24 protein-coding genes and 1 tRNA gene are annotated in these 26,168 nt (G+C 65.3%); 17 read left to right on the plus strand and 8 right to left on the minus strand.

All coding sequences use genetic code 11. The features are described from left to right. Positions 1–7: 7 nt before the first annotated feature. The 7 genes from NX862_RS07195 to NX862_RS07225 all read left to right on the plus strand — a co-directional run bounded on the left by NX862_RS07195 (position 8) and on the right by NX862_RS07225 (position 8,232). Positions 8–1,876: a S8/S53 family peptidase gene (locus NX862_RS07195; RefSeq protein WP_264493206.1), complete on the plus strand. Its 1,869-nt coding sequence runs from the start codon at positions 8–10 to the stop codon at positions 1,874–1,876. A 97-nt stretch (positions 1,877–1,973) separates the two neighbouring features. Next, a complete protein-coding gene (locus NX862_RS07200) occupies positions 1,974–3,509 on the plus strand; it encodes a hypothetical protein (RefSeq protein WP_264493207.1) in 1,536 nt (511 codons plus the stop codon). Between the two features lie 66 nt (positions 3,510–3,575). Beyond that, positions 3,576–4,316: a LamB/YcsF family protein gene (locus NX862_RS07205; protein ID WP_264493208.1), complete on the plus strand. Its 741-nt coding sequence runs from the start codon at positions 3,576–3,578 to the stop codon at positions 4,314–4,316. After that, the gene (locus NX862_RS07210) at positions 4,313–4,939 is read left to right on the plus strand and encodes a 5-oxoprolinase subunit B family protein (RefSeq protein WP_264493209.1); all 627 of its coding nucleotides are present in this window, start codon (positions 4,313–4,315) and stop codon (positions 4,937–4,939) included. Before NX862_RS07205 ends, NX862_RS07210 begins: the two co-directional genes overlap by 4 nt. Continuing rightward, entirely contained in the window at positions 4,936–5,835 is a 900-nt protein-coding gene (locus NX862_RS07215) for a 5-oxoprolinase subunit C family protein (protein ID WP_264493210.1), read from the plus strand. Before NX862_RS07210 ends, NX862_RS07215 begins: the two co-directional genes overlap by 4 nt. Positions 5,836–5,919: 84 nt before the next feature. Then, the gene (locus NX862_RS07220) at positions 5,920–6,492 is read left to right on the plus strand and encodes a hypothetical protein (protein WP_264493211.1); all 573 of its coding nucleotides are present in this window, start codon (positions 5,920–5,922) and stop codon (positions 6,490–6,492) included. Positions 6,493–6,513: 21 nt separating this feature from the next. Further along, the gene (locus tag NX862_RS07225) at positions 6,514–8,232 is read left to right on the plus strand and encodes a methyl-accepting chemotaxis protein (RefSeq protein WP_264493212.1); all 1,719 of its coding nucleotides are present in this window, start codon (positions 6,514–6,516) and stop codon (positions 8,230–8,232) included. On the opposite strand, the gene NX862_RS07230 is transcribed toward NX862_RS07225, so the two are convergent. The 5 genes from NX862_RS07230 to NX862_RS07250 form a co-directional block, all read right to left on the minus strand. Further along, positions 8,220–9,188: an ABC transporter ATP-binding protein gene (locus NX862_RS07230; RefSeq protein ID WP_264493213.1), complete on the minus strand. Its 969-nt coding sequence runs from the start codon at positions 9,186–9,188 to the stop codon at positions 8,220–8,222. The two genes, NX862_RS07225 and NX862_RS07230, sit on opposite strands and share 13 nt — an antisense overlap. A gap of 3 nt (positions 9,189–9,191) precedes the next feature. Next, positions 9,192–10,016, minus strand: a complete 825-nt coding sequence (locus tag NX862_RS07235) for a carbohydrate ABC transporter permease (protein WP_264493214.1) — start codon at positions 10,014–10,016, stop codon at positions 9,192–9,194. Then, positions 10,013–10,876 (minus strand): carbohydrate ABC transporter permease, encoded by an 864-nt coding sequence (locus NX862_RS07240; protein WP_264493215.1) that lies wholly within the window; start codon positions 10,874–10,876, stop codon positions 10,013–10,015. Before NX862_RS07240 ends, NX862_RS07235 begins: the two co-directional genes overlap by 4 nt. Positions 10,877–10,965: 89 nt before the next feature. Continuing rightward, positions 10,966–12,231: an ABC transporter substrate-binding protein gene (locus NX862_RS07245; RefSeq protein ID WP_264493216.1), complete on the minus strand. Its 1,266-nt coding sequence runs from the start codon at positions 12,229–12,231 to the stop codon at positions 10,966–10,968. A gap of 61 nt (positions 12,232–12,292) precedes the next feature. Continuing rightward, positions 12,293–14,521 carry a family 78 glycoside hydrolase catalytic domain gene (locus NX862_RS07250; protein WP_264493217.1) on the minus strand — a complete coding sequence of 743 codons (2,229 nt, stop codon included), beginning with the start codon at positions 14,519–14,521 and terminating at the stop codon, positions 12,293–12,295. A gap of 176 nt (positions 14,522–14,697) precedes the next feature. Here NX862_RS07250 and NX862_RS07255 point away from each other — a divergent pair, with 176 nt between their 5' ends. Together NX862_RS07255 and NX862_RS07260 are read left to right on the plus strand one after the other, a co-directional pair. Then, a complete protein-coding gene (locus tag NX862_RS07255; RefSeq protein WP_264493218.1) occupies positions 14,698–15,717 on the plus strand; it encodes a LacI family DNA-binding transcriptional regulator in 1,020 nt (339 codons plus the stop codon). Positions 15,718–15,751: 34 nt separating this feature from the next. Continuing rightward, positions 15,752–16,042 carry a hypothetical protein gene (locus tag NX862_RS07260; RefSeq protein WP_264493219.1) on the plus strand — a complete coding sequence of 97 codons (291 nt, stop codon included), beginning with the start codon at positions 15,752–15,754 and terminating at the stop codon, positions 16,040–16,042. Here the strand turns inward: NX862_RS07260 and NX862_RS07265 are convergent. Both NX862_RS07265 and uvrB read right to left on the minus strand, forming a co-directional pair. Beyond that, positions 16,023–16,211: a hypothetical protein gene (locus NX862_RS07265; protein ID WP_264493220.1), complete on the minus strand. Its 189-nt coding sequence runs from the start codon at positions 16,209–16,211 to the stop codon at positions 16,023–16,025. The genes NX862_RS07260 and NX862_RS07265 overlap by 20 nt on opposite strands. Positions 16,212–16,320: 109 nt before the next feature. Further along, positions 16,321–18,498: an excinuclease ABC subunit UvrB gene (gene uvrB, locus NX862_RS07270; RefSeq protein ID WP_264493221.1), complete on the minus strand. Its 2,178-nt coding sequence runs from the start codon at positions 18,496–18,498 to the stop codon at positions 16,321–16,323. Positions 18,499–18,809: 311 nt separating this feature from the next. Between uvrB and NX862_RS07275 the strand changes: the two genes are divergently transcribed. From NX862_RS07275 to NX862_RS07310, 8 genes are all read left to right on the plus strand, one after another. Continuing rightward, positions 18,810–19,121 carry an ETC complex I subunit gene (locus NX862_RS07275; RefSeq protein ID WP_264493222.1) on the plus strand — a complete coding sequence of 104 codons (312 nt, stop codon included), beginning with the start codon at positions 18,810–18,812 and terminating at the stop codon, positions 19,119–19,121. Between the two features lie 76 nt (positions 19,122–19,197). Further along, positions 19,198–20,637: a hypothetical protein gene (locus NX862_RS07280; protein ID WP_264493223.1), complete on the plus strand. Its 1,440-nt coding sequence runs from the start codon at positions 19,198–19,200 to the stop codon at positions 20,635–20,637. Next, positions 20,634–21,095: a GNAT family N-acetyltransferase gene (locus NX862_RS07285; protein WP_413694541.1), complete on the plus strand. Its 462-nt coding sequence runs from the start codon at positions 20,634–20,636 to the stop codon at positions 21,093–21,095. The genes NX862_RS07280 and NX862_RS07285 overlap by 4 nt, the downstream gene beginning before the upstream one ends. 56 nt (positions 21,096–21,151) lie before the next feature. Beyond that, positions 21,152–21,228: transfer RNA gene (locus NX862_RS07290), tRNA-Arg, on the plus strand. Positions 21,229–21,368: 140 nt separating this feature from the next. Beyond that, on the plus strand, positions 21,369–22,343 hold the full coding sequence (locus tag NX862_RS07295) for a glycosyltransferase family 2 protein (RefSeq protein ID WP_264493225.1): 975 nt from the start codon (positions 21,369–21,371) through the stop codon (positions 22,341–22,343). Beyond that, positions 22,321–23,169, plus strand: a complete 849-nt coding sequence (locus NX862_RS07300) for a class I SAM-dependent methyltransferase (protein WP_264493226.1) — start codon at positions 22,321–22,323, stop codon at positions 23,167–23,169. Before NX862_RS07295 ends, NX862_RS07300 begins: the two co-directional genes overlap by 23 nt. After that, positions 23,166–23,567, plus strand: a complete 402-nt coding sequence (locus tag NX862_RS07305) for a GtrA family protein (protein WP_264493227.1) — start codon at positions 23,166–23,168, stop codon at positions 23,565–23,567. The genes NX862_RS07300 and NX862_RS07305 overlap by 4 nt, the downstream gene beginning before the upstream one ends. After that, on the plus strand, positions 23,564–25,213 hold the full coding sequence (locus NX862_RS07310) for a hypothetical protein (RefSeq protein WP_264493228.1): 1,650 nt from the start codon (positions 23,564–23,566) through the stop codon (positions 25,211–25,213). Before NX862_RS07305 ends, NX862_RS07310 begins: the two co-directional genes overlap by 4 nt. Here the strand turns inward: NX862_RS07310 and ppk2 are convergent. Beyond that, on the minus strand, positions 25,210–26,124 hold the full coding sequence (ppk2, locus tag NX862_RS07315) for a polyphosphate kinase 2 (RefSeq protein ID WP_264493229.1): 915 nt from the start codon (positions 26,122–26,124) through the stop codon (positions 25,210–25,212). The genes NX862_RS07310 and ppk2 overlap by 4 nt on opposite strands. Between the last annotated feature and the right edge of the window lie 44 nt (positions 26,125–26,168).

The following is a 26,168-nucleotide window of genomic DNA, read 5'->3' on the forward strand; positions in this document are numbered from 1 at the left end:
CCGCGCCATGACCCAATTGTCCGATCTTGGCCCGCATGAGCGTTGGCTTTACGGCCCCGGCCAGGCCTATGACCTGCCGGGGCTTTGGCTGGACGCCTCGCCCAGCCTGTCTTGCCTGGCCGAGTTCCCGACCCCGGTCCGCAATCCCCTGACCGCGCTGGGCAGCCTGTTGCGGGCCGATGGCGTGACCATGAAACCGCGCCTGCCGCCGCTGTGGCGTCCGGACAGCTTTCACCCGACCTTCTTGCCCTTCTTCCTGGAGCCGGGGCAGGTCACGCCGCTGTCGGCCCATGATCCGGCCAGCCTGGCCACGATGCTGGGTCTTCTGCCGCCCAGGCCGCGGCATCTGCGGCTGAACTTCCCGCTGCGCTCCGAGACGATCAACCAAGGCACCGCGCCCGCCATGCCGCAAGCGCCCGCCTTGGCCGCGGGAACGCCGCTGGTGGTGGTGGGCGTGATCGACCACGGCATCGGCTTTGCCCACCAGGCCTTGCGCGACCGGATGGACTATTGCTGGTCGCAATCGGCCTTGGCGGGGCCGGGCCAGCCCGTGCCCTTTGGCCGCGAGTTCACGCGGGATCAGATCGCGGGGGCGGATGAAGACAGCCTTTACCGCGCGGCGGGCCTTCTGGGCGGGGCCAACCGTCCGCCGATGCCCCTGGCGCGGCGCGTGACCCATGGCACCCATGTGCTTGGCACCGCAGCCCAAGGCCCGGATCAGGTGCGGCTTGTGGCGGTCGATCTGCCCGCGACCGCGCTGTGGGACACCTCTGGCTTTGGCACCGACATGTTCCTTCTGTCGGCGCTGCATTACATCTTTGACCGCGCCGACCGCATCGCCGCGGCCCATGGCCTGCCCGCCGTGCCGGTTGTGGTCAATATCTCTTTGGGTTGGTCGGGTGGGCCGCATGACGGGTCCTCGCCCATCGAGGCCGCCCTGGCCGAGATCATCACCCACCGCCGAACCCTTGCGCCAACGCTTTTGGTGCTGCCCTCGGGCAACATGCTGAACCATCAGCTTTCGGCGCGGCTGGAGGATGGGCATTTCGTGGCGGGTCAGGCTGCGATCGGCTGGTTCGCGCCGCCCTGCGACATGACCTCGTCCTTTGCCGAGGTCTGGTTGCCGGGCGGTCCAGAGGGGTATCAGGTCTCGCTGACCGCGCCGAATGGTCAGGCCGTGACGCTAAGCGCGCCCGGTTGGCAGGATGTGACGGTCGAGGGGCGGACGGTCGGCCTTGCGATGCTGGACCAGCAGCGCGGGCGCTGGCGGGCGACGTTTTGCCTGGCGCCGACCGAGCCCAAGGCGCGGCCTCCGCTGCCGCATGGGCCTGCCCCGGCTGGGGAATGGCGGATCGCGGTGCGCAGGCCTGCGACGGCCCGGGGCGTGGTGCAGGTCCGCATCCAGCGCGACGAGGACATGGGCCATACCGGCGCCCGCCAGTCGCGGCTGATCGACCCGGCCCATGCGCCCTTTGACGTCTGGGGCGCCCCGGGCCAAGAGGACAACGGCGCCATGATCTCGCGCCGCGACGGGCTGAACGGGCTGGCGACGCAAGTTGTGTCGTTGAACGTCGGCGGAAGCGTCGATGCGACGGGGCGACCGGCGCGCTATTCCTCGGCGGGGATGGGGCGCGGCGTCGATGTCTCGGCGCCTGCGGACCGCGGGAATGTCCGCAAGGGGGTCCTGTCGCTGGCCACAAGCAGCGGCGGAGTTGCGGTGCGGTCGGGCACGTCCTCGGCGGCGCCCTGTGTGGCTTCGGCGCTGGCGCTGGCGCTGTTGACCGGCGCGCAGCCCCTGGGCAATGGCGCCAACCTTCTGACGGGCACGCCTGTGCCGCCTGACCTGACCCATCGTCTGGGCGCGCTGCGACTTTAGCTGGCCGCGCGGGGGCAACCCTGCGCGATCCGCTTTCGTTCTAAACCCCACGTTAACCCTGACGCGGCCATACTGCCTGACAAGACAGGAGGCCGTCATGAACATTTCCTTGCGTTTCAAACTCTTCGCCGCTTTCGCCCTGATGGCCGGGGTGATGGGGGCCGTGACGGTCCTGTCGATCTCGGCTCTGGATCGGCAGGTCCAGGCCTCGGTTGCGGCCCTGACGCGGCAGGATCGCGCGGTCGAGGCGATGGCGACGCTGGGCGCCTTGCCGTTCCAGACCCAGGGTCTGATCCTGGCCCATCTGCAGGCCCGGACCCAGGCGGACAAGGCCGGGCTGGCCGTCGAACTCCTGGCCGCCGACACGAAAGAGGCGCTGGCGATCTCGACCCTGGCCGGGCTGGCGCAAGGGGCCGAGGGGGCCCTTGTCGCCGACCTGCAGCTTCAGGCGAAACAGGCGGCGGACCTGCGCGCGCGGCTGGTGTCGATCTCCTCCCGCAACACCTTGGGCGAGGCTGTGGTTCTGGCGACCCAGCAGATGCCTTCCCTGCGCGCCGAAATCATCGCGACGCTGGATGATGTGGCGGCGCAGACCGGCAATGCCCTGGCGGTGGCCCGGGCAAAGGCCGCCTTGAATGGGGTTGCGGCCGCACAGAAGAACGCTCTGCTGGACCCCGCGCCGGGTTATGTGACGGGTCAACTGGCCGCGGCCGCCCTCGCCCGGGCCGAGATGGCGGACGCGCTGTCGCGGCTACCCGCCGATCCCGTGCCCGCGATGGTCCCGCTGCGTGATCTGATGGCCGAGTTGCAGGCGCTGGACGACCAGATGGAGGTTTTGGTGCGTGATGGCGGGCAGGACACGGCCGAAACGATCTTTCAGACGCAGTTGCGCCCGCTGGACCGCCAGCGCCAAGAGGGTCTGTCGGGCCTTGCGCGGCTGATGCAGACCGGCCGCCGCGCGGTCGAGGCCGCAGCCCAAGAGGCGGCGGCGGATTGGCGGATGACGCTGGTGCTGATGGTCGATGGGGCGCTTGTCCTTGGCTTTGGCCTGGTGATGCTGGGCCTGTCGCGGCTTGGCCGCGGGCTGGAGGCGGCGGTGCGGCTTGCCGAACAGATCGCCGAAGCGACGGGGGCGCCGCCGACCTGGGTCAAGGGCAATCTCTCGGGCCGGTTGACGGCGGCGCTGGTGCGGATCTCGGCGGGGCAATCGGCGGTGCTGGCCTCGCTGGAGGCGGCGGCGGCGGGGCGTCCCCCGCGTCAGGACATGAACGAAGCGCTGCGGCAGAAGTTTGGGGCGATCTTGTCACAATGGGCGCCGCAGGGGGGCGGGGCCCGGGGCCGGGAAGCGGCCGGTCTGCAAGAAACGCTGCGCGATGCGGTGGCGGATGCGCGGACCCTGCAAGAGGGGGCGGGCGGGCTGGCTGCGGCGCTGAGCCTGCAAGGGGCGGGCGCAGGTCTTGTGCCCGAGGCAGAGCGTCACGCCCTGATCGCCGAACGTCACCTGGCGACGCTGGTGCTGGCCGACCGGCAGGCTCTGGACCTGGCCCAGGCGCTAGCGCCCCACCAATCGCCGCTTGCGCCCCATCACGCCCCTCTTGCGCCCAACCCCTCCCCGCTGCGCCGCATCGCCTAGGGCGGCTTTCGTGCAAGCGCGCGGTTCCCCCTTGCCCCGCGCCGCGGCTTCCGCTTCCATGGCGCCATGAACATCGACCTGAACTCCGATCTTGGCGAGGCTTTCGGCCCCTGGTCCATGGGCCCCGATGCCGCGCTGTTGCAGCTTGTCACCTCGGCCAATGTCGCCTGTGGTGGCCATGCCGGCGACCCCGAGACCATGTATCGCACCCTGGTTCTGGCGCGGGAGCGGGGCGTGACCGTCGGCGCCCATCCCGGCTATGCCGATCCGATGGGCTTTGGCCGTCGCGTCATCCCCATGACCCCGGCCGAGATCACGCGGATGGTTGCCGCCCAGATCGGCGCCCTGCAGGGCATCGCGCGGCTGGCGGGGACAAGGGTGGCCTATGTCAAGGCGCATGGCGCCCTGGCCAATCTTGCCGCCGAAAGCCCCGAGGTCGCCCGCGCCCTGGTGGCCGCCCTGCCGCCCGACCTGCCGCTTCTGGCGATTTCGGGCACCGCGCAACAGCTTGCGGCGCAAGAGGCCCGCCACCCGGTCTTTGCCGAGATTTTCGCCGACCGCGCCTATCTGCCCGATGGCAGGCTTGTGCCGCGCAGCCGGCCCGATGCGATGCTTCATGGTCCAGCCGCGGTCGACCGCATCCTGGGCTTTTTGCGCAGCGGGGTCATGCCCACGACCGGCGCGCCGCTGGCCTTGAAGGCGCAGTCGATCTGCATCCATGGCGACAGCGCCGAGGCCCTGAGCCTGGCCCAAGACCTGCGCGCGCGCCTCTTGGCCGAGGGCGTCACCCTGGCGCCCTTCGCATGACGCCCCATCTGCGTCCGGTTGCCGGTCACGCCCTTCTGGTCGAATATGCCGAGGCGATCTCGGACCTCGCCCATGCGGCGGTGCTGGACCTGGATGCCGCCCTGCGCGCCCATCCCTTCGACGGATTGGTCGAAACCGTGCCGGCCTTTGTCAACCTGTTGATCACCTTTGACCCGCTGCGGACCGATCCCGAGGCCATCGCCCGGCACCTGTCGACCTTGCCGATCCAGGCGCAAAGCCGGGCCGGTCAGGCCCATGAGGTCGCGATCACCTATGACGGTCCGGACTTGGCCGAGGTCGCCGCGCGGACCGGGCTGACGCCGCCAAAGGTCGCGGCCCTTCATGCGGCGGCGACCTATAAGGTCTGTCTTTACGGCTTTGCGCCCGGCTATGCCTATCTGGGTGGCCTGCCGCCCGCGCTGCGGCTGGACCGCAAGACCGCGCCGCTGCGCGATGTGCCGGCGGGGTCGGTCATCATCGCGGGCGGGCAATGCCTGATCACCACGCTGACCATGCCCACCGGCTGGTGGATCATCGGCCACAGCCCGGTCAAGGTCCTGACCGGCGACGCCCGCCGCCCCTTTCTGTTCGCGGTCGGCGACACGGTCCGGTTCGCGCCATGACCCGGTTGAAGGTGGTTTTCGCCGGCCCGCATGTGACGCTGCAGGACCGCGGGCGCCCGGGGATGCTGCGCTTTGGCGTGCCCGCCTCGGGGCCGATGGACCGCGCGGCCTTTGCCATCGCGACGCGGGCGGCAGAGAGCGCCTCGGCCATCGAGGTGTCACTTGGCGGCCTTGCGCTGCAGGCGCTGGATGGCGCGGTCAGCCTGGCGCTGGCCGGTGGCGGCTTCATCGCCGAGCATGGCGGCAAGGGCGGCTCCTGGCAGGTTCTGACGCTGCAGGAGGGCGAGACTTTGCGGCTGCGGCCCGGGTTTTGGGGCGCCTGGACCTATGTTGCGGTTGCGGGGCGGGTTCTGGCGCCGGACTGGCTGGGCGCGCAGGCGACGCATGGGCCCTCGGGTCTGGGCGGCGGGCGGCTGACGACGGGCCAGGTGCTGGAGGTGCAGGCCCCGCGGCTTTTGCCCGATGCGATCCTGCCCTGTCCGGTTTTTGCACGGCCGCGCCGGGTGTTCCGGGCGGTGGCGGGGCCGCAGGACCGGTTCTTTGCCGCCGCGGACCTGAAGACCTTTTTTTCCGCGCGTTTCGTGGTTTCGACGGCCATCGACCGGATGGGGCTTCGGCTGCAGGGGCCGGCGCTGGTGCCGGTGGGCGCGCTGTCGATCCCCTCCGAGCCTTTGTTGCGCGGCTCGGTGCAGGTGAATGGCGAGGGGGGGACCACGGTCTTGATGGCCGACCACCAGACCACCGGCGGCTATCCTAAAATTGCAACGATTCTGGATGCCGATCTGGATGCGCTGGCGCGCGTCAGGCCGGGGGATGGGGTTCATTTTCAAAGGGTTGATGCGGCGCAGGCGTTGCAGATTGAACGGGCGGAAAGAATCCGGGCGGATCGGGGCTGAATTAATCGGTTGGCAAGTTTCTCATGCGATTTTTGCTGCTAATCGCGGCAAAGACGCGATGTTTCGCTCAACCAAGAGGCTCCCATGGTCCGTCGTTTTTCCTTGTTGCTCCCCTTTGCGCTGATGGCCTCTATGGCCAATGCCGCCGATTTCCAGGCCGCGGAAGAGGCGTATTTGAACGCCTCGATCCGCCCCTGGGCCAGTGATCCCGCCCTGGTCGAGGCGATCAAGGCCGCCAATGCGGAACGTGCGGCCTATGATCAGGCCAAGATCGACGAACTTGACGCCGCCTGGAAGGCAGAGGTCGGGGCCGCCGCCCAACCCACGATCTCGCCCGTCCTGACCAATGCCGCGTCGGACTTCCTGCGCGCGCAAGTCGAGGCCTCGGCCGGCGCTGTGACCGAGGCTTTCGTGACCGATGCCAAGGGTCTGAACGTCGCCGCATCCGAGCCGACCTCTGACTTCTGGCAGGGCGACGAGCCCAAGTTCTCCGAGGTTTTCACCAAGGGCAAGGACGGCGTCCTGTTCTCGGATGTCGAACTGGACGAGTCGACCCAGATCTATTCGGGTCAGATTTCGGTGACGATCACCGATCCGGCGACGGGCGAAGCCATCGGCACCTTGACCGTCGGGGTGAATGCCGAGTCCTTGATGTAATCCGCAAAGGGGGAGTGTCGCATGGCCAAACCAGGCAAAACGCCCTTCAAGGGGCTAACGATCTTTCAGAAATGCCTGACGGCGATGGCCGTGACGACCGCTTTGGTCGCCGGGATGGTCACGTTCAACGCGGCCACTCTCCTTCAGGATGTCGCCAGGAACGGGCTGCGTGACTTGGCCGCTGCCGCGACCATGGGGGTCGCCAGCGACCTTTCGGGGGCGCTGAAATTCGGCAAGACGGCGATCATCCAGACCGCTTTCACCGACTTCAAGGCGCAAATCGGCGACAAGCTGGAGGCCGCGCAGGCCTTCAGCGCCGAGGGTGCGCCGGGCGCCGTCCTGGGCAGCCCGGACCCTGCGACGACGGCGATCTTTGCCGACCTTGCCAAGAAAGCCATGGCCTCCGGCCAGCTGGAGCGGGATGCAACGGGCCTTTTCCTCGCCTCGCCGGCGGTTTTTGGCGAAAAGGGCGCTTTGGCCGGGGCTGTGGCCATGCAGTGGACATCGGCGGGGCTTGAGGCTTCCTATGGGGCGCAGCAGACCCGGGCGATCATCCTTGCCGGCGTGGTCTTTCTGACCTTGATGGGCGCTGTCGGTTGGTATCTGAACCGCAGCCTGAAAAAGCCGCTGGAGTCGCTGGCCACCGCGATGGATGGCGTCGCCAATGCCGATTTCGTGACCGAGATTCCGGGCCGGACCCGGTCGGACGAGGCCGGCCGCATTGCGCAATCGCTGGATGTCATGCGGCACAACCTGAGCATGGCCGAAAAAGAACGCCAGCAGCGCGAGATGGATCAGGCGGATCAGGCCATCGTGGTCGAGGATCTGTCGGCCAGCTTGCGGCAACTGGCGCAGGGCGATCTGACGGTGCGCCTGCCCGCCAGCATCCCCGCCGGCTATGAAGAGCTGCGCGACAACTACAATTCCGCGCTGGAGCGGTTGGGGGCGGTGTTGAAGTCGGTGGTCGATACCGCGCGCCGGATCGAGACCTCGGCCAATGACATCAGCCAGCAGACGACCCATCTGTCGCAGCGCACCGAAAACCAGGCCGCGACCCTGGAAGAGACGGCCGCCGCCATGGAAGAGCTTCATTCCAACGTGCGCTCGGCCGCCAATTCCACGCAAGAGGTCGAAGGCATCGTCCATTCCGCCGAGGCGGAGGCCTCGCAAAGCGGCGCCGTGGTCGAAAATGCCGTGGCCGCGATGCAGGATATCAAACGCTTCTCGGGTCAGATTTCCACGATCATCGGGGTGATCGACGACATCGCCTTCCAGACCAACCTTCTGGCCCTGAATGCGGGCGTCGAGGCGGCACGGGCGGGCGAGGCGGGCCGCGGCTTTGCCGTCGTGGCCTCGGAAGTGCGAGCGCTGGCGCAAAGGTCCTCCGAGGCCGCGCGCGAAATCAAGTCGCTGATCAACGGGTCGGCCCAGCAGGTCGAACGCGGTGTGGGTCTGGTGTCGAACGCCGGTGAGGCCCTGTCCAAGATCGCCAACCGGGTGCAGAACATCACCCAGCTGATTTCCGGCATCGCAAAGGGCGCCGGGGCACAATCCGCCGCGGTGGGCGAAATCAACATCGGCGTCGGTCAGCTGGACCAGGTGACGCAGAAAAATGCCGCCATGGCCCAGCAGACGACCGAATCCTGCCTGGCGCTGCGGGCCCAATCGCGCGACCTGGCCGAGATGGTGGCCGTCTTCCGCATCGACAACAACTCTGGCCGCAAACGTCAGGCGGCCTGAAAGTGAAAGGCCCGGCCCGGCTGTGGCGTCGCGAAAGCACGCGCACCAAGGGCCGGGCAATCTTGTCCCTGAATGCGGATGGTCAACTCGCCCATCTCTTGCGTGGCCAGGTAAAGGATGCTCTCGGCGCCCAGCCTTTCGACATGGCGCACCGTGCCCTCCCAAAGGCCCGCACTGGTTGACAGGTCCAGGTGTTCGGGCCTGATGCCAAAGGTGCCCCCGTCGCGCGGGACCAGGTTCATCTTGGGACTGCCGATAAAGCCCGCAACAAAGGGCGAGACCGGCGCGTTATACAGCTCCATCGGTGAGCCGACCTGTTCGATCCGCCCCCCGTTCAACACGACGATCTTGTCGGCCATGGTCATCGCCTCGACCTGATCATGGGTTACATAGATCATCGTGGCGCCCAATTTGCGGTGCAGGTCGGTCAGCTCCATCCGCATCTGGGCGCGCAGGGCGGCATCCAGATTGGACAGGGGCTCGTCCAGCAAAAACACTTTGGGGTCGCGCACCATGGCCCGCCCGATGGCGACGCGCTGGCGTTGCCCCCCCGACAGGGCCTTGGGTTTGCGGTCCAAAAGCGGCCCCAGCTGCAAGATTTCTGCCGCAGCCTGGACCTTGGCCGCAATCTCGGCCTTGGGCAGACGCGCCAGCGACAGGCCAAAACCGATGTTCTCGCGCACCGTCAGATGGGGATACAAAGCATAGCTTTGGAACACCATGGCGATCCCGCGCTCGGAGGGTTCGGCATCGGTGACTTCCCGCCCCGCGATTTCGATGACGCCCGAACTCGCCTCTTCCAGCCCGGCAATCAGACGCAAAAGCGTCGACTTTCCGCAGCCCGAGGGGCCGACAAAGACGCAGAATTCACCTGGTTCGATGAGCAGGTCGATGCCCTTGATCACGCCCACGGCGCCAAAGGATTTCTTCAGGTTTTTCAAGATAACAGAGGACATGTGTCAGCCTTTCACCCCGCCCGCGGTCATGCCCGCGACGATCTGGCGATTGAAGAAGATGAAGACCAGCAAAGGCGGGATCGTCACCAGGAGGATATTCATGAACAACAGGTTGAACTGGCTTTGAAACTGGGTCTGAAAGTTGAACAAGGTCAGCTGCACGGTCACATTCTCTTTGCCCGGCAGGTAATACAGCGGATTGGTGAAGTCGTTGAAAATCGCGATGGATTGCACGACGATCAGGGTGACAGTCACCGGTTTCAGCAGCGGCAGGATGACGCGGAAAAAGATCTCCCAGGGGCGGGCGCCGTCGATGCGGGCAGCCTCGTCCAGGTCGCGGGGGATCGTGCCGATGAACGACCGATACAGCAGGATCGAGAAGGACAGCCCATAGGCGATCTGGATCAGGACCATGCCGTGAATCGTCTTGAACAGCCCCAAGCCCTGCAGGACCCAGATGGTCGGGACGACCGCGGGCGGCACCATCAGCCCCATCAGGACCCCCGCATAGATCAGCCGGTTCCAGCCCGACGCCCTGCGTTGCAGCACATAGCCGACCATGGCGCCCATCACCACAAGCCCCGACACCGCCGCCAAAGTGATCAGCGTAGAGTTGAAATAGGCCAGCAAAAGCATGTAGTTGCGCGCCTTGACCACCTCTGTCAGATTGGCCCAGAACTGCCATTCCGACGGCCATGAAAACAGGAAAAGCGCGGCCTCTTTCTTGGTTTTCACCGCCATCAGAAAGGTAAAGAGAAAGGGCAGGATAAAGACCACAAAGGCCACGGCCAGGGCGGCCAGGCCCGCGTTGCGTTGGTGCGGTTTCAAAGGTCGACCTCCCGCTTGTTCAGCCACCAGGTCAGCGGCAGGATGATAAGGGCGATCAGCGCGAAAAGGATCACGTTGCCCGCCGTCGCCAGCCCGTAAAACCCGGCCTGATATTGCTTGTAGATGACCGAGGCCAGGACGTCAGAGGCAAAGCCCGGCCCCCCCTTGGTCGTGGCCCAGATGATGTCGAAACTGCGCAGGCCGCCGATCAGGGACAGCGTCACCACGGTCACGGTCGCGGGGCGCACCAGCGGCACGGTCACGCGCCAGAACTGCTGCAGGCGGGTTGCGCCGTCGATGCGCGCGGCCTCGTAGTAATCGGGCGAAATCGCGGCGAGGCCCGCAATATAGATCAGCGTCGCCAGGCCCACGCCCTTCCACAGGTCGATGAAAGCCACGGAATACAGCGCCAGCGCCGGGTCCGACAGCCAGGCCGGCCCGTCGATGCCGACCCAGGCCAACGCCACATTGATCGCCCCCTTGGTCGGATGCATCAGCGCGGCAAAGGTGATGCCGATCCCGATGGTCGACACCAGCACCGGAAAAAACACCACGGCGCGCAGGAAGCCTTGCCACAGGATGCCGCTTGTCAGCAGCACCGCCAACAAAAGCCCCAGCACCGATTTCGACACTGATGTCAGCACGGCATAGACCAGCGTATTGCCAAGGCCCTGGATCAGGAAGGGTTCCTTGAAGAACTGCCGGTAGTTGTCCAAGCCTATGAAATGGGCGGTAAAAAGGTCCCAGCGGGTCAGCGAAAACCACAGGCTTGCCAGCGTCGGCACCAGGAAAAGGGTCACAAAGACCACCGCGGCCGGAAGCACGAACCAATAGGGATAGGGGGATTTTTGGCGGATCATGGGGTCTCGCTGGGGGGCCGCATCGCGCGGCGGGGCGGGGAGGGAGGGCCCCCGACATGCGGGGGCCCTCTTTGGGCCAAAGGCGGGCCTTACCAGTTGGGCAAGCCCAGCTGCTTGGCCTGCTTTTCGACGTCTTGGTCATAAAGCGCGGCGGCCTCGGCGGTCGGACGGATGCCCGAGCCCACTTCGACCGTGATCTGTTCCAGCGCCGGGCCCTTGATCGGCGACAGGAATTCCAGCGCAGGGGCCGTGGCGCCGGCCTGGAAATAGGGCAGCATGTCGGCCACGGCGGCCGGAACCTCGGCGGGCAGGGCGCAATCCTTGATCAGATAGGGCCCGGTCGCCCCGATGGCGCCGATCATCGTGTTGCAGCCCTCGACCGAAGCCACGAAGGACAGGAAGTCTTTGGCCTCGGCCTGATGTTCGGAAGCCGCGGGAATATAAAGCGCCGAAGGCATCCAGACGGTCAGGCCATTTTTGTCAGCCGAAGGCCCGGGCTGGGCGAAAAATCCAACGTCTTCAAGGTTTTCCGGGAAGTTCTGCTTGATGTTGCCCAAGGCGAAGGTCAGCATCGGGTAATGCGCGGCCTCACCCGTGGCCACCATGCGCACGCCGTCATCGAACTTGGCGGCGCCGAAGTCCTCGTTCATGTAGCCGCCCTTGAAGACGTCCTCCAGATACTGAAAGCCGCGCATCGCCGCCGGGGTCGAGGCATATTTCGCCTTGTTGGCCGTGTAGTTCGCGGCGAAATCGGGGACTTCTGCCTGGACGTTGAAGTAATCGCCCAGAACGAAGAGCTGCGAAGTCCAGGTGTCGCCAAAGGTCGTGGCGACGGCGACCTTGCCGGCCTCTTTGATCTTGGCGTTGTTGGCCATGAACTCGTCCCAGGATTTGGGAACCGACAGGCCAAGGTCGGCATAGATCTTCTTGTTGTAATAGATCCCGCCGCCCATCGCCGCGCCAAAGGGCACGCCGCGGACCGTGCCATCGGGGGCCGTCACCACGGTCTTGAAGCTGTCCAGCACATGGGTCTGGATGTCGGACAGGTCGGCCAGGTTGCGGGCGGGGTCCAGCGCCTGAAACAGCGAGCCGGAGTTGTATTGCAGGATGTCGCCCGCCTCACCGGTCGCAAGCCGGGTTTTCACCAGGTTGTCGCCCTCGGCGCCGCCGGGGCGGTTTTCGATTTCAAAGGTCACGTCGGGATGGGCGGCGGTATAGGCCTTGGTCAGGGCCTCGATCGCCGTGACGGTTTCGGCATTGCCGTCCGTGGTGACGGACAGGACGGTGTCGGCCTGGGCCAACCCCGCCATCAGCGAGAAGGCGGCCAAAAAGGCTGCGCTTGGGGTGAAGTTCATGGGTCTCTCCTCCTATGGACCGGTGATGGGGCCGGGCTTGGTGCCCGGTTCTTCATCCGCTTCAGATGCGGAATGTGATGACGTGCTGGCCGGGGGGCAGGTCGCCTTGGGGGGCCGCGCCGTCGACGGTCAGGGCCTGGAAGCCCAGGCGGCCGATGGTGCCCGGCGGCAGGGTGACGGTATAGGTGACAAGGTCGCCCTCCAGCACCCAGCCCGCCTCGATCCGTCCGTGGCGGCAGTCGTGCCAAGCGGCCACGGGGGAAAGCGCGGGCAAGATCAGGGGGTTAAGGGTGACGACATCGAAGCCGGGTTCCGGCTGGATGCCCGCCACGCCTTCGAACAGCCACTGACAGACGGCGCCATAAGCATAGTGGTTATAGCTGTTCATGTCGGGGTCATAGATCGTGCCGTCCTCGCCCAGGGCGTCCCACCGCTCCCAGATCGAGGTGGCGCCGCGGTCGACCTGATAAAGCCAGCCCGGCACCTTGCGGTTCAGGAAGATCTTTTCGGCCAGGTCCGTCATGCCATGCAGCGTCAGCGCGGGCAGCAGGGCAGGGGTGCCGATAAAGCCGGTGCCGATCAGCCCATCGGCATCCTCGACCACCTTGCGGAAATAGGCTTTGCCCTGGTCGTAATATTCATCAGGAACAAGGCCATACAGAAACGCCAGGCTCCACGAGGTCTGGTCGTTATGCGCGATGCGACCCGTGGGGGAGAAGTATTCGCGGGCAAAGGCGGTCTTGATGGCCTCGGCCCGGGCGCGCAGGGGCGCGGGGTCCTGTCCGATCAGACCCGCGATTTTCGCCGCCAGATCGGTGGAGATATAGTGATACAGCGTCGCCGCGCAGTCATCGGCCACGGTCGGCCGCGGCTTGCGGTTGTCGCCCACCGGCTGCAGCCAATCGCCAAAGGTAAAGCCATGCGCCCCCCACAGCGAGGGCGGGCGGATGATCGGGCCATCCGAGATGCCCCAAAGGTAATCCAGCCATTTCACCATGGCCGGGAAGTTTTCCGCCAGCACGGATTTGTCGCCGTAATGCAGATACAGCTGCCAGGGGATGATGACGATGGCATCGCCCCAACCCGTGCTTCCCGCCCAATCGCCGCGCGCGTCGATGGGGAAAAGCCGCGTCGGGTCGGGCGAGAAATGCGGCACCGCGCCATTCGGGCGTTGGTCATGGCGCACATCGCGCAGGTATTTGGTCAGGAAGGACTGGCTGTCGGCCAGCCAGCAGGCGGTGCCCGCAAAGACCTGCGCGTCGCCGGTCCAACCCAAGCGCTCGTCTCGTTGCGGGCAGTCGGTCGGGATCTCGATGAAATTCGACCGCTGCGACCAGATCGTGTTCTGCACCAGCCGGTTGACCGCGGGCACGCCGCAGGTGAAGCCGCCCGCCACATCGGGAACCGAGGTCAGCGGCACTTGTTCGATTTTCACAAGTTCACAACCCTCGGTGGTCACGCGAGCATAGCGAAAGCCGAAAAAGGTGAACATGGGGGCCCAGGTCGCCTCGCCGCCCGCCAGGATGTAACGCTGTTCGGCGCGGGCCGAGCGGAAGTTGCGGTTGTCAAAGGCGCGGTTGGGGCCCAGCACCTCAGAGAACTCGACCCGGACAGAAGACCCCGCCGGGCCGCGCACGGTGATCCGCGCATAGGCGCCGCAGTTCTGGCCGAAGTCGAAGATGTCACCCTGGTCCTGCCAGTGATCGACCGGGGCATGGGGCGGCAGTTCGACGACCGGATGGGTCTCATGCGGAACGATGCGGGTGGCAAAGGGCAGGATCTCGACCCCAGCGGTGTCTTTGACCGCGATCCGGGCGTCGTGATCCTCGCCGTAATAGATGCCGTTGGCCGTCACCGGGGTCAGGCCCGAAACCCAGCTTTCATCCGTCCGCAGGATCGTCGTGCCGGCCACCAGTTCGGCCATCGCCGCGGTCCGCGTGCCCCAGGTGTTCGGGATCGGGTTCGACGCCCACATCAACCGCGAGCGATACCAGCCGTCGCCAAGCCAGATCTCCAGCCGGTTCGCCCCGGGCTTCAGCAGGGCGCTGACGTCATGGCTTTGATAGGCCAGGCGGTCGTCATAGCAGGTCCAGCCGGGGGTCAGAAGGTCGTGGCCCACCCGCACCCCGTTCAGAAACGCGCGGTAAAGCCCCAAGGCCGTCACGTGCAGCATGGCTTGCCCGGGCACCTGATCCAGGTCGAAGTCACGGGCCACAAAGCACCCCGGCCCGCCCTCGCCGCCATCACAGGCCGGCGCGATCATCGCCGCCGAAAAGCTGAACGCTGACAAGTCTTTACCATCCGCAGAAAAGCTCTGCGACTGCCCCTGAAGGCCCATTCTGACATCCTCCCTTGGGTAAGCGAATCGCCCTCCCGGCGTTTCGTATACCGTTATACGTCAATCATTCTACAGCCCGGTTTCCAAGGCAAGACATTTTTGCTAGGGTGGCCGCAAAGGGGACCAGAATGGCAGATGGCAGGGAAGAGGCTCGGGTGACGATCCGCACGGTGGCGGCGGATGCGGGGGTCTCGGTGGCCGCGGTCTCCAAGGTTTTGCGCAATGCTTATGGCGTGTCGGACGGGCTGCGGGCCAAGGTCGAGGCCTCGATCGAAAAGCTGGGCTATCGGCCTTCGGTGGCGGCGCGGGGGATGCGGGGGCAGACCTTTACGCTGGGGGTTCTGCTGGTGGAAATCGCCAACCCGTTTTTGCCGTCGGTCTATCACGGCATCGAAAGCGTGACGGACGAGGCGGGTTACAAGATCATGGTGGGGGTGGGCGCCGCGCGGGCCGGGCGCGAGGCGCAGTTGATCGAGCAGATGATCGACAACCGGATGGATGGGCTGATCCTGGTGGCCAGCCAGATTTCCGGCGACACGCTGGACCGCTATGCGCGGCAGATCCCGACGGTCGTGGTGGGCCATCACGAGCCCACGGCGTCAAGTTTCGACACGATCAACTCGGATGACTTCGAGGGCGCGCGGATGGTGGTGCGGGCGCTATACGAGGCGGGGCACCGCGACATCGCCATGTTGGCCATGGACGACAAACACGACCACGCCGCCGATGTCTCGCCACAGCGCGAGAAGGGCTATGTGGCGGCGATGGCTGCGGCGGGTTTGACGCCGCGGGTCATCCGGGTGCCGCCCTCGAACCAGCCGCGCGAAGCGGAGTTGCGCGCCTTGTTGGCGGCGCCGGACCGGCCGCGGGCGGTGTTCTGCTGGTCGGATCTGGACGCGGTGCCCCTGTTGAACCTGGCGCATCAGATGGGGATCAGGGTGCCCGAGGACCTGGCCATCGTGGGCTATGACGACAGTCCGGTGGCGGCTTTGCCCTTGATCTCATTGGCTTCTGTCGATCAGGACGGGCGGCGGATGGGGCGGATGGCGGCGCAGGCGCTGTTGTCGCGGATCGGTGGGCGGGCGGTGGCGGAACACCGGTTGATCACGCCGCGGCTTGTGGTGCGCGGCTCGCTTCAGGGCGGTTAACGGTGTGTTAACCAAGTCCTGCGAGGGTGGCGGGATGAGATACCTGTTGATCCTTGGCCTGTTGGCCGCTTGTGATGCCTCGCCCGCCTGGCAGATGCGGGGGGCCGAAAGCACCCGCGTGACCGTGGGGGCGCATGACTATGACGTCTACCGCCAGGACAAGAAGTTCGAGGTCATCCGCCACGGCTGGGCGTCCCGCGCCGAACAGCCCCTGGTGCGCGAGACGATGCTTCTGGTGGTCAGCCAAGTCACCGGCTGCACCCCCGTGGTCGAAACCGGCGACAGCGGAGAGATGCGGGGGCGGCTTACTTCCTGTTCCAGATAAGCGTCCAAAAGGCGTAACCGCCGCAGGCCGCAAAGATCATGCCCCACATGGGCTGGTTCTGCCAAAATTCAAAGCCCGCCCAAAGCATCGGACCGACCGACACAAGCCAGCGGACCCAGGCACGCGCGAACATCGGATGGTCGGGGTCGAGGAAGGGGCGTTTCTGCATCGCGGACTCTCATTTGGTTCGGTCCGACATGGCGATCGTCGGCGCGTTTGGCAAGGGGTCCCGGGGCATGCCCCGGGCTACGCTAGCGGAGACAGAGCGCTTTGCGCCCCTACCGCCGCCGCTTGTTGCCGCCCCTTTGCCCCGCACGCCCGGCGGTTGATCGGCCGGATTTCGACACGGCCTCTTCGACCGCGTCGTCGATCACACTTTGCCGGGCCATCGGGTCGTCTGACACCGCCAGTTCGACCGCCTCCAGCCGCTTGACCTCGTCGCGCAGACGGGCGGCCTCTTCGAACTCCAGGTTCTCGGCCGCCTTGCGCATCGTGGTGCGCAAAGCATCCAGATGAGCGGCAAGGTTCTGACCAACCTGGGCTTTTTCCACCTTGGTCGTGATGCGCGATTGGTCGGTGTCGCCCTGCCACAGGCCCGACAGCACGTCGTCGACATTCTTGCGCACCGTCGTCGGCGTGATGCCATGTTCGACGTTATAGGCCTCTTGCTTGGCCCGGCGGCGGTTGGTTTCGGCCAGCGCGCGTTCCATCGACCCGGTGATCCGGTCGGCATACATGATCACGCGGCCATCCGCATTGCGTGCCGCCCGCCCGATGGTCTGGATCAACGAGGTTTCCGACCGCAGAAAGCCTTCCTTGTCAGCGTCCAGAATCGCCACCAGCCCACATTCGGGGATATCCAGTCCCTCGCGCAGAAGGTTGATGCCCACCAGCACGTCAAAGGCGCCAAGCCGCAAATCCCGCAGGATTTCAATACGTTCGATTGTGTCGATGTCGCTGTGCATATAGCGGATGCGGATGCCCTGTTCGTGGAAATAGTCGGTCAGATCCTCGGCCATGCGCTTGGTCAGGGTCGTCACCAGCACGCGCAGACCCAGCAAAGCCACCTTGCGGATCTCGTCCAGCAGGTCATCGACCTGCATTTCCACGGGGCGAATCTCGACGACCGGGTCCAGAAGGCCCGTGGGCCGGATCACCTGTTCGACAAAGACGCCGCCGGATTGCTCGATCTCCCAGGCCGCCGGGGTGGCGCTGACGAAGACCGATTGCGGGCGCATCGCGTCCCATTCCTCGAACTTCAGCGGGCGGTTGTCCATGCAAGACGGCAGGCGGAAGCCATGTTCGGCCAAAGTGAATTTCCGCCGATAGTCGCCCCGATACATGCCGCCGATTTGCGGCACCGACACATGGGATTCGTCTGCGAAAACAATGGCATTGTCGGGGATGAATTCGAAAAGCGTCGGCGGAGGCTCTCCGGGCGCCCGCCCTGTCAGATAGCGCGAATAGTTCTCGATCCCGGCGCAAACCCCGGTGGCCTCCAGCATTTCGACGTCGAAATTGGTGCGCTGTTCCAGGCGCTGCGCCTCCAGCAACTTGCCCTCTTTGATCATGCGATCCAAAGTGGCCAAAAGCTCGGCTTTGATGCCCTTGACCGCCTGTTGCATCGTCGGGCGCGGGGTCACATAGTGAGAATTCGCATAAACCCTGATCTGTTTGATCACATCGGTCTTCGCCCCGGTCAGAGGGTCGAATTCCGTGATCGCCTCCAGCTCGTCGCCAAAGAAAGAGAATCGCCAGGCGCGGTCCTCCAGGTGGGCGGGCCACAGCTCGATCACGTCGCCGCGCACCCGGAAACAGCCGCGCTGAAAGGCCGCATCGTTGCGCCGATAGGCCTGGGCGATCAGTTCGGCCATCACTTTTCGGGCATCATAGCTTTGGCCGACGATCAGATCCTGGGTCATCGCCGAATAGGTCTCGACTGACCCGATACCGTAAATGCACGAGACCGAGGCCACGATGATCACATCGTCACGCTCCAGCAAAGCCCGGGTGGCCGAGTGGCGCATCCGGTCGATCTGTTCGTTGATCTGGGATTCCTTCTCGATATAGGTATCGGTCCGGGCGACATAGGCTTCGGGCTGGTAATAGTCATAGTAGCTGACGAAATATTCCACCGCGTTCTCGGGGAAAAACCCTTTGAATTCAGCGTAGAGCTGGGCGGCCAGCGTCTTGTTCGGGGCCAGGATGATGGCGGGGCGCTGGGTTTCCTCGATCACCTTGGCCATGGTAAAGGTCTTGCCCGTGCCCGTGGCGCCCAAAAGCACCTGATCGCGGTCGCCCGCCCGGACGCCTGCCGAAAGCTCGCGGATCGCGGTCGGCTGATCCCCCGCCGGCTGAAAGGGCGAGTGCATGACGAAACGCCGCCCGCCCTCCAGCTTGGGTTTGGTCAGGACATCGGGACGTTCGGTCAAGGCGTTGGAATTGTTGTGCGGCATGGGTGATTCCCTATCTGACCCCCAATCTATTCCGTTTTTGTTCCGAAAAAAGGCCTGCGTTAACCGGATATCAGCAGAAGTTGCGGCAGGGTTGCCATGGACCTTGCAATTTTAAGGAAAAGACGGATCAAAGAATACATCTTTTGGTTGCGCGGCAAAAAGTCCCAAGGCATATTGGCGTTGCAAGCAGCAAACTGTCGGCTGGGATGCACACACACCCCAACCCACTCCCAGCTACCAGCCGACAGACCTTGCCTTTTTCCCCCTTTCCGGTCAAATAGCCCGCGTGTTCCGAACGTGAGGTTCTGCCTATGCGCGCCCGCATCTACCAACCTGCCAAGACCGCGATGCAGTCGGGCACGGCCAAGACCCATTCCTGGGTGCTGGAATTCGCCCCCGCCTCGGCGCGGGAGGTCGATCCGCTGATGGGCTGGACCTCGTCCAGCGATACCGAAACCCAGGTCAAGTTGCGCTTTGAAACCCGCGAGGCGGCCGAGGCCTATGCCACGGCCCGCGGCATCGAATTCGACGTGGTGCTTCCCCAGGCCCGCCAGCCGAACATCCGCGCCCGTGGTTATGGCGAAAATTTCGCCACCGACCGCAAGGGCGCCTGGACCCATTGACGCCGACCTGACGCCGTGCGGCCCCGCGCGGGGCCCTTTTGCTTCCCCCCCCTTTTGTCTTTTTCGGGAGTTTCCCATGACCAAGTATACCCTTGCCCTGATCCCCCTGCTGATGGCGTCCACCGCCATTGCCGGTCCCGCCACCGAAGAGGGCGCGGCCCATCTGACCGAGGTCTTCCAAACCTATCTCGGCACGACCGAGGGCGTGGTTTCGGTCGAGATCGACGGCGAAGACTATGCCGTGACCCTGGACGGTTCGGCCCTGTTTGCCACCCTGGCCCAGACCGGCGCACAGGTCACTGTCTCGCCGGTCGAGCTGACCTTGACCGACAACGGCGACGGCACCTGGGGCGTCTTGCAGGACCAGGCCTTTTCGATCACCACCAATGACGGAATGGGCGCCGAGGGCAAGCAGGACATCGCCAAGCTGACGATGGACGGCGTGTTCGACGAAAGCCTGATGGTCCTGACCTCCTCGACCGGCACGATGGAGGGCTGGAAGTCGGTCAACACCCAGACCATGCCCGACGGCACCAAGATCTCGTCGGAAACGACGGTCGAGATGACCACCTCGACCTCGACCGCCGTGGCCGGGGCCTCGGGTGGGGCAGATGCCGATATCGCCTATGAGTCGACCGGTATCGCCATGACCGCCGCGTTCCCGCAAGGCGAAGGCGCCCCCGAGATGCCGATCGCCATCAAGGCGGCCTCGGCGACCTATTCGGGCAAGCTGACCGGCCTGCGCGCCGAAGGCATCCTGGGCGTCGTGGCGTTCTTTGTCGCCCATGCCGACGAAACTGCGATCAAGTCCGCCAAGGACGAGGCCAAGGCCGCGATCACCGCTGCCCTGCCGGTCTGGGATAACGTCCTTGTCGATGGCAAGGTCTCTGGCATTTCTGCCGACACCCCGGTTGGCCCCGTCGCCCTGGAAGAGATGACCTTTACCGTCGACATGAACGGCGCCGTTTCCGAGGGCAAGTTCCGCGAGGCCTTTTCGGTCTCGGGCCTGACCCTGCCGGCGGGCCTGGTTCCCGAATGGGCCGCGCCGATCTTGCCGCAAAAGGTCTCGCTGGACTTCCAGGCTTCGGGCTTTGACGCCGCCGCCGGGATTCAGGCTGCCTTGGGCGCTTTCGACCTGCCCGAAGGCATGGCCGACACGACCGAATTCGACGCCGCCGTCCAGAAGGCCTTCTTCCCCAACGGCACGATCACCGTGTCGATCAACCCCTCGGCCGTCACCGGTGAGGGCTATGAGCTGGCCTATCAGGGCGACATGATCGTCGACATGGCCTCCGAGATGCCTTCGGGCAAAGCGCTGATCACCCTGACCGGGGCGGATGTGCTGCAAGCCGCCATCGACAAGGCGCCCGACGACATGAAGATGCAGGCCATGATGGGCTTTGGCATGGCAGAGGGCATGGCCAAGCAGGACGGCGACAAGCTGGTCTGGGAAATCGACGCGACCGACCCGAGCAACCCGCTGATCAACGGCGTGTCGATGATGGGCGGTCAATGACCCTGGAGATTTCCAGGATAAACCCGCAGTCGGCGGAGCTGGCGTTGCTTTTTGCGCGCCACACCGCCGACATGCATGCCGACACCCCGCCGGAAAGCATCCACATGATGCCCGCCTCGGCGCTGGACATTCCCGAAGTGCATTTCTTCGTGATGCGTGATGCGGGCCGGGCGGTTGCGATGGGCGCCTTCAAGGTCTTCGAACCGGGCCATGCCGAGGTCAAGTCGATGCATGTCCTGGCCGAAGACCGCGGCCGCGGCCTGTCGCGCCTGATGCTGGACCACCTTCTGACCGAGGCCCTGGCCCTGGGTCTGTCGCGCCTCAGCCTGGAAACCGGCTCGCAGCCGATGTTCCTGCCCGCACGGCGGCTGTATGAAAAGGCGGGTTTCACCGAAGTTGGCCCCTTTGCCGACTACCGGCTGGACCCGAATTCCGTCTATATGACCCGCGCCCTGTAAGGCCCCTTGCGAAGGCGGTGGCCTTTGGGCAAAAGACCGCCATGGCAGACCAACTTGGCCCCGTAGCTCAACTGGATAGAGCAAGGACCTTCTAAGTCCGAGGTTGAGGGTTCGATTCCTTCCGGGGTCGCCACATTCCCCATTGGCCATCTGCCTTGACCTGTTGCGGCGCTTCGGTGCATGCAGGGCGCTGTTGCGCATTCGTCGGGAGCGAGATTTCATGACCCTTCAAACCAAGGCCCCCCCTTGCCTCAAGGGACAGGAGCCCCGCTCATGACCGCCCCCCCGCTCATGACCGCCCACCTGTCGCGCAAGATCTCTGTTGTTGTGGCGGTCTATCAGAACCAGGGCTCGCTGACCGGGACCCATGACCAGATCGCGGCGCTGTTCGAAGGGCCGCTGAAGGGTCATCAGCTGGAGATGGTCTTCGTCAACGACGGCTCTACCGATGGCTCGCTGGAGGAGCTGCGCGCCATTCACCGCGCCGATCCCCGGGTCAAGGTCCTGTCCTTTACCCGCAACTTCGGCCAGATGGCGGCGATGCTGGCGGGATTTGCCGAGGCGACGGGGGATGCGGTCATCAACATCTCGGCCGATCTGCAAGACCCGGTCGATCTGATCCCGCAGATGGTCAGCCAATGGCAGGGCGGGGCGGAAATCGTCGTCTGCTACCGGACCAACCGGTCGGACCCCGCGGCGGCCAAGGCCTTCTCGTGGCTGGCCTATAGCCTGTTGCGGATCGGCGTGCCGCAGATCCCCAAGGGGGGCTTCGACTATGTGCTGATGGACCGGATCGCGATGGACCAGTTCAACGCCATGGACACCCGCCACCGGTTCTTTCAGGGCGACCTTCTGTGGCCGGGCTACCGCACCAGCTTTATCCCCTATGAGCGGCAAAAGCGCACGATCGGGCGGTCGCAATACAACTTCGCCAAAAAGCTGAAGAACTTCATCGACGCGATCCTGGACTCGTCTTACCTGCCGATCCGGGCCATGTCGCTGATCGGGGTCTTCACCAGCTTTCTGGGGCTTTTGTGGGCCATCACGATCCTTGTGGCCTGGATCTTCGGCTCGACCCCTTTTGAGGGTTGGGCGCCCTTGATGATGGTCACGCTGATCATCGGCGGAATGATCATGGTCATGTTGGGCATCATCGGCGAATATGTCTGGCGCATCAACGAAGAGGTGCGCAAGCGGCCGAACTACATCATACGGGACAGGCTCCATGATCAGAACTCTGACCGCTAGGGATGTCGCGGGCATCCAATGCTATAGCCCGGATGTCGCGCAGGATTACACCGATTACCCGGATGCGGGCTTTGATGTCACCGATGACACGGCGGCGACCAGCTTTTGGGTCGGCACCCGCAACCGGCTGTTTTCCTGGCTTGTCCACCGCGAGCTGCGGCGGCTGGGGCGCGCGCGGCTCTTGGATGTCGGCTGCGGCACGGGGGATTTCGCGCAACATCTGGTCAAGGATGGCACGCTGACCGTCACCGGGTCGGAGATTTACCTCAAGGGCCTGCATTTCGCCAAAAAGCGCCAGCCTGGGGTCGAGTTCATCCAGTATGACGTGACCGAAGGCGTGCTGGACCGCGGGTTCGACATCATCACCGCCTTTGACGTCTTCGAACATATCGACCGCGATGTGGACGGGATGCGCCATGTCCACCAGATGCTGTCGCCCGAGGGGGTCTTTGTCATCTCGGTGCCGCAGCACATGTTCCTCTGGAGCCGCCTGGACGAGATCGTCTGCCACAAGCGCCGCTATTCCCGGGCCGAGATGGTGGCCAAGCTGCGCGCCACGGGCTTTGCCCCGGTGCGCGTGACGTCCCATGTCTTTGCGCTGTTCCCGTTGATGGCGCTGTCGCGGCTGTTGGACCGGGCGCGGGGGGCGGCGCCGCAGGCCGGCGGCGACGAGCTGTCGGACCGCGTCACTTTCTCGCCGCTGGTGAACTGGGTCTTTGACAAGGTCATGTATCTGGACGAGGCGCTGATCAAACTGGGCCTGTCCCTGCCCTTTGGCGGGACCCTGGTCGTGGTGGCGCGCAAATCCGGGTCCAAGCCGGGATGAGCCGCGCGCGGGCCGAGGTTTCGGGCTTTCTGTTGGTCGGGGCGGTGAACTTCGTCTTTACCTTTGCGATCTTCACCTTCGCGCTCAAGGGCCTGCACCTCGATCACCACCTGGCGCTGTTGCTGGCCTGGGTGGCGGGCAATATGCTGACCTATGTGCTGAATTTCTTGTGGGTCTTTCGCCCTGAACCGCGGCTGACCTTTGGCTGGCGCTTTGTGACCTATCTGGCCACCGGGGGCGTTTCGGTGGCGATCAACCTTGGCCTTTTGTTCCTTTTGGTCGATCTGGGCGGCCATGACGCCTTTTGGTCGCAGGTCGCCGCCATGCCCGTCGTCATCGTGCTGAACTTCGTTTCGGCCAAGTTCGTGTCGCTGCGCAAAACCGAAGAGGGCTCATGATCCGTCTTTTGTCGCTTGTGGCCTGGACGTGCTGGGTCTTTCTGGTTCTGGGGGTCATTTGGGCCGCGGGGCGCGGGATCGAGCTGACGGATGAGGCCTATTACATCCTGTCGGCCCTGCATCCGGATCAGGTCACGCTGTATGTCTCGGCGCAGCATTGGACGCTGGCGCCCCTCTGGGCGGTGACGCAAAGCCTGCTGGCGTTTCGGCTGCTCGGGGCGGCGATCCTGCTGGGGTCGGCGGGGGTGCTGGCGCTGGGTCTGGGGCGGGCCTTGGGCGCGCTGGGCAGGCCTTTGGGGGCTGGCCAGGGTGCGATGGTGGCCGCCGCCGGGGTTGGCGCGCTGCTATATGTCGCGACCATTGCGCCCTCGCCAAGCTATAACCTTCTGGCCTCGGCTGGGGCTTACGGCGCGGTGGGGCTGGCCTTGATGGCGCTGGCGGGGCGCGGGGGCTGGTCTCTGCTGGCGGGGCTGGCGCTGGCGGTCTGCCTGGTGAACAAGCCCTCGGCCGGGGTGTCGGTCGCCCTGGTGATCCTGGGGCTGGTGCTGGTCTTGCAGCCCAACCGGCGCGGGGCGCTGGTGCTGGCGGGCGGCATCGCGGGGACGCTGGCCCTGTTGGTGCTGATGGTGGCGCTGCAGCCCGCGACGCCGGGGGTCTGGGCCAGCCTGCAAGGCGGACTAGAGCTGTTCCGACAGGTGCAGACAGAGCCGGTGGGCGCGCGGCTTTGGCGCTATGGCGAGACGTTGGCCTGGTCCTTTGGCGGCGGGCTTTACGCCTTTGCGCCCGCGTTGGCGGCCCTGGCGCTGTGGTGGGTCATTCCTCGGCGCTGGATGCTGTTGCCCGCGCTGGCGGCTGGCCTATGGACGCTGTCGGCCTATGGCAACCACCTGGGCGGGATGCAGTCCTATCAGGCCATGGCCGAGGCGATTTATGTCGCGGTCGCCGCCGTCGCGGTCATGGGGCTGGGCGGCGGGGCCTTGCCGGGGCGGGTGCGGCTGGTGATCCTGGCGCTGCTGGTCTTGCCCTTTGCCATCACGGTCGGCACCGGCAATTCGCTGTTCACCCAAGTGGTCGTGGCGCTGGCGCCCTGGACGCTGGCCGTGACTGCGCTGGCCTGCCTGGCCCCGCCGGACAAGCCGCGCAGCCTGGGCCCCGTGGCGGTCAGCGCGGCCCTGCTGATCCTGCTGACGGTGCAGATCACGACCTCTTATCTGCGCGACCCCTATCACCTGGCCGCCCCCCTGACCGGCCAGACCCGCAAGATCACCATGCCCGAGCTTGGCGCCCTGCAGGTCGATCCGCAGACCGAAACGATGCTGACCCAGGCCCGGGCCGCCATCCAGGCCTGCGACCTGAAACCCGGCGCGGCCTTTTTCGGCCTGTATAACGTGCCGGGCCTGGCCCTTGCCCTGCAGGCCGTGCCCCCGGTGTCGCCCTGGCTGAACAATGCAGCCCAGGCCCATAGCGTCATGGCGCATTGGACTGAAGCCCCGGGGCAACGCCGCGTCTTGGCCCTGTCGCCCGAGGCCCTGGCCGCGCTGTCCGACCTGCCGCCCGCCCTGCGCCCCGCGGCGGGCTATCGGTTCTGCGGGCCGCTGACCTTTCCCTACAACGGGCAGCCCATCCAGATCTGGGCCTCGCCCTAACCGCGCCGCGCGGCCGGGTGGCGGGCGCGGTCCAGGATATGACCTGCCTTGTCCATCACCTGCGCCGCGTGCTGCACGATCCGCGGGTCGATCTCGCCGATCGCGTCGGCGTCCTTGCCCGGATACTCCACCGTCGACAGGAAGTGCCGCATCACGTTCAGCCTGGCGCGCTTTTTGTCATCCGACTTGACGATCACCCAGGGCGCATCGGCGGTGTCGGTGTAAAAGAACATCGCCTCCTTGGCCTCGGTGTAATCCTCCCACTTGTCCAGACTGGCCTTGTCGATGGGCGACAGCTTCCACCGCTTTAGCGGATCGGTCTCGCGGGCGGTAAAGCGGGCGCGCTGTTCGTCGCGCGTGACCGAGAACCAGTATTTGTGCAGCCGCACCCCCGAGCGTGTCAGCATCCGTTCCAGCTCGGGCGCCTCGCGCATGAACTCCAGGTATTCGACGGGCGAGCAAAAGCCCATGACCCGCTCTACCCCGGCACGATTATACCAGGACCGGTCATAGAACACCATTTCCCCCGAGGTCGGCAGATGCGCCAGATAGCGCTGAAAGAACCACTGGCCCTTTTCGACATCCGACGGTTTGGTCAGAGCGCAAACCCTTGCGTAACGCGGGTTCAGATGTTCCATGAACCGCTTGATCGTGCCGCCCTTGCCGGCGGCGTCGCGGCCCTCCATCAAGATGACGAACTTCTGGCCGGTCTCTTGGGTCCAGATCTGCACCTTCAGCAATTCGGCCTGCAGCTTGACCAACTCTGCCTCATAGGTGGCGCGGCCAAGGGCGCGGGCATAGGGGTAATGGCCCGTCTCGAAGGCATGGCGCAGCCGGTCGGCCTCTGTGACCGGAAACTGGCGCGGGCCTTGAAGCGTGGCCTCGTCAAGCGGCGGGATCGTGGCGTCCATGGTCACTCCTTTGCGGTTTGGCCTTTGCGGTTTGGGGACAGTTT

Origin of the sequence: Stagnihabitans lacustris, assembly GCF_025950525.1 — a bacterium.
Classification (GTDB): Bacteria; Pseudomonadota; Alphaproteobacteria; order Rhodobacterales; family Rhodobacteraceae; genus Stagnihabitans.

Excerpts from the sequence above, each read along its gene's own strand:
- NX862_RS07285 (WP_413694541.1), top strand. The coding sequence starts at position 20,634 with ATGACCCTGGAGATTTCCAGGATAAACCCGCAGTCGGCGGAGCTGGCG.
- NX862_RS07280 (WP_264493223.1), top strand. The coding sequence starts at position 19,198 with ATGACCAAGTATACCCTTGCCCTGATCCCCCTGCTGATGGCGTCCACC.
- NX862_RS07310 (WP_264493228.1), top strand. The coding sequence starts at position 23,564 with ATGATCCGTCTTTTGTCGCTTGTGGCCTGGACGTGCTGGGTCTTTCTG.
- ppk2 (WP_264493229.1), bottom strand. The coding sequence starts at position 26,124 with ATGGACGCCACGATCCCGCCGCTTGACGAGGCCACGCTTCAAGGCCCG.
- NX862_RS07225 (WP_264493212.1), top strand. The coding sequence starts at position 6,514 with ATGGCCAAACCAGGCAAAACGCCCTTCAAGGGGCTAACGATCTTTCAG.
- NX862_RS07305 (WP_264493227.1), top strand. The coding sequence starts at position 23,166 with ATGAGCCGCGCGCGGGCCGAGGTTTCGGGCTTTCTGTTGGTCGGGGCG.
- NX862_RS07240 (WP_264493215.1), bottom strand. The coding sequence starts at position 10,876 with ATGATCCGCCAAAAATCCCCCTATCCCTATTGGTTCGTGCTTCCGGCC.
- NX862_RS07215 (WP_264493210.1), top strand. The coding sequence starts at position 4,936 with ATGACCCGGTTGAAGGTGGTTTTCGCCGGCCCGCATGTGACGCTGCAG.
- NX862_RS07255 (WP_264493218.1), top strand. The coding sequence starts at position 14,698 with ATGGCAGATGGCAGGGAAGAGGCTCGGGTGACGATCCGCACGGTGGCG.
- NX862_RS07210 (WP_264493209.1), top strand. The coding sequence starts at position 4,313 with ATGACGCCCCATCTGCGTCCGGTTGCCGGTCACGCCCTTCTGGTCGAA.
- NX862_RS07205 (WP_264493208.1), top strand. The coding sequence starts at position 3,576 with ATGAACATCGACCTGAACTCCGATCTTGGCGAGGCTTTCGGCCCCTGG.
- NX862_RS07265 (WP_264493220.1), bottom strand. The coding sequence starts at position 16,211 with ATGCAGAAACGCCCCTTCCTCGACCCCGACCATCCGATGTTCGCGCGT.
- NX862_RS07200 (WP_264493207.1), top strand. The coding sequence starts at position 1,974 with ATGAACATTTCCTTGCGTTTCAAACTCTTCGCCGCTTTCGCCCTGATG.
- NX862_RS07275 (WP_264493222.1), top strand. The coding sequence starts at position 18,810 with ATGCGCGCCCGCATCTACCAACCTGCCAAGACCGCGATGCAGTCGGGC.
- NX862_RS07220 (WP_264493211.1), top strand. The coding sequence starts at position 5,920 with ATGGTCCGTCGTTTTTCCTTGTTGCTCCCCTTTGCGCTGATGGCCTCT.
- NX862_RS07195 (WP_264493206.1), top strand. The coding sequence starts at position 8 with ATGACCCAATTGTCCGATCTTGGCCCGCATGAGCGTTGGCTTTACGGC.
- uvrB (WP_264493221.1), bottom strand. The coding sequence starts at position 18,498 with ATGCCGCACAACAATTCCAACGCCTTGACCGAACGTCCCGATGTCCTG.
- NX862_RS07230 (WP_264493213.1), bottom strand. The coding sequence starts at position 9,188 with ATGTCCTCTGTTATCTTGAAAAACCTGAAGAAATCCTTTGGCGCCGTG.
- NX862_RS07245 (WP_264493216.1), bottom strand. The coding sequence starts at position 12,231 with ATGAACTTCACCCCAAGCGCAGCCTTTTTGGCCGCCTTCTCGCTGATG.
- NX862_RS07260 (WP_264493219.1), top strand. The coding sequence starts at position 15,752 with ATGAGATACCTGTTGATCCTTGGCCTGTTGGCCGCTTGTGATGCCTCG.
- NX862_RS07295 (WP_264493225.1), top strand. The coding sequence starts at position 21,369 with ATGACCGCCCCCCCGCTCATGACCGCCCACCTGTCGCGCAAGATCTCT.
- NX862_RS07300 (WP_264493226.1), top strand. The coding sequence starts at position 22,321 with ATGATCAGAACTCTGACCGCTAGGGATGTCGCGGGCATCCAATGCTAT.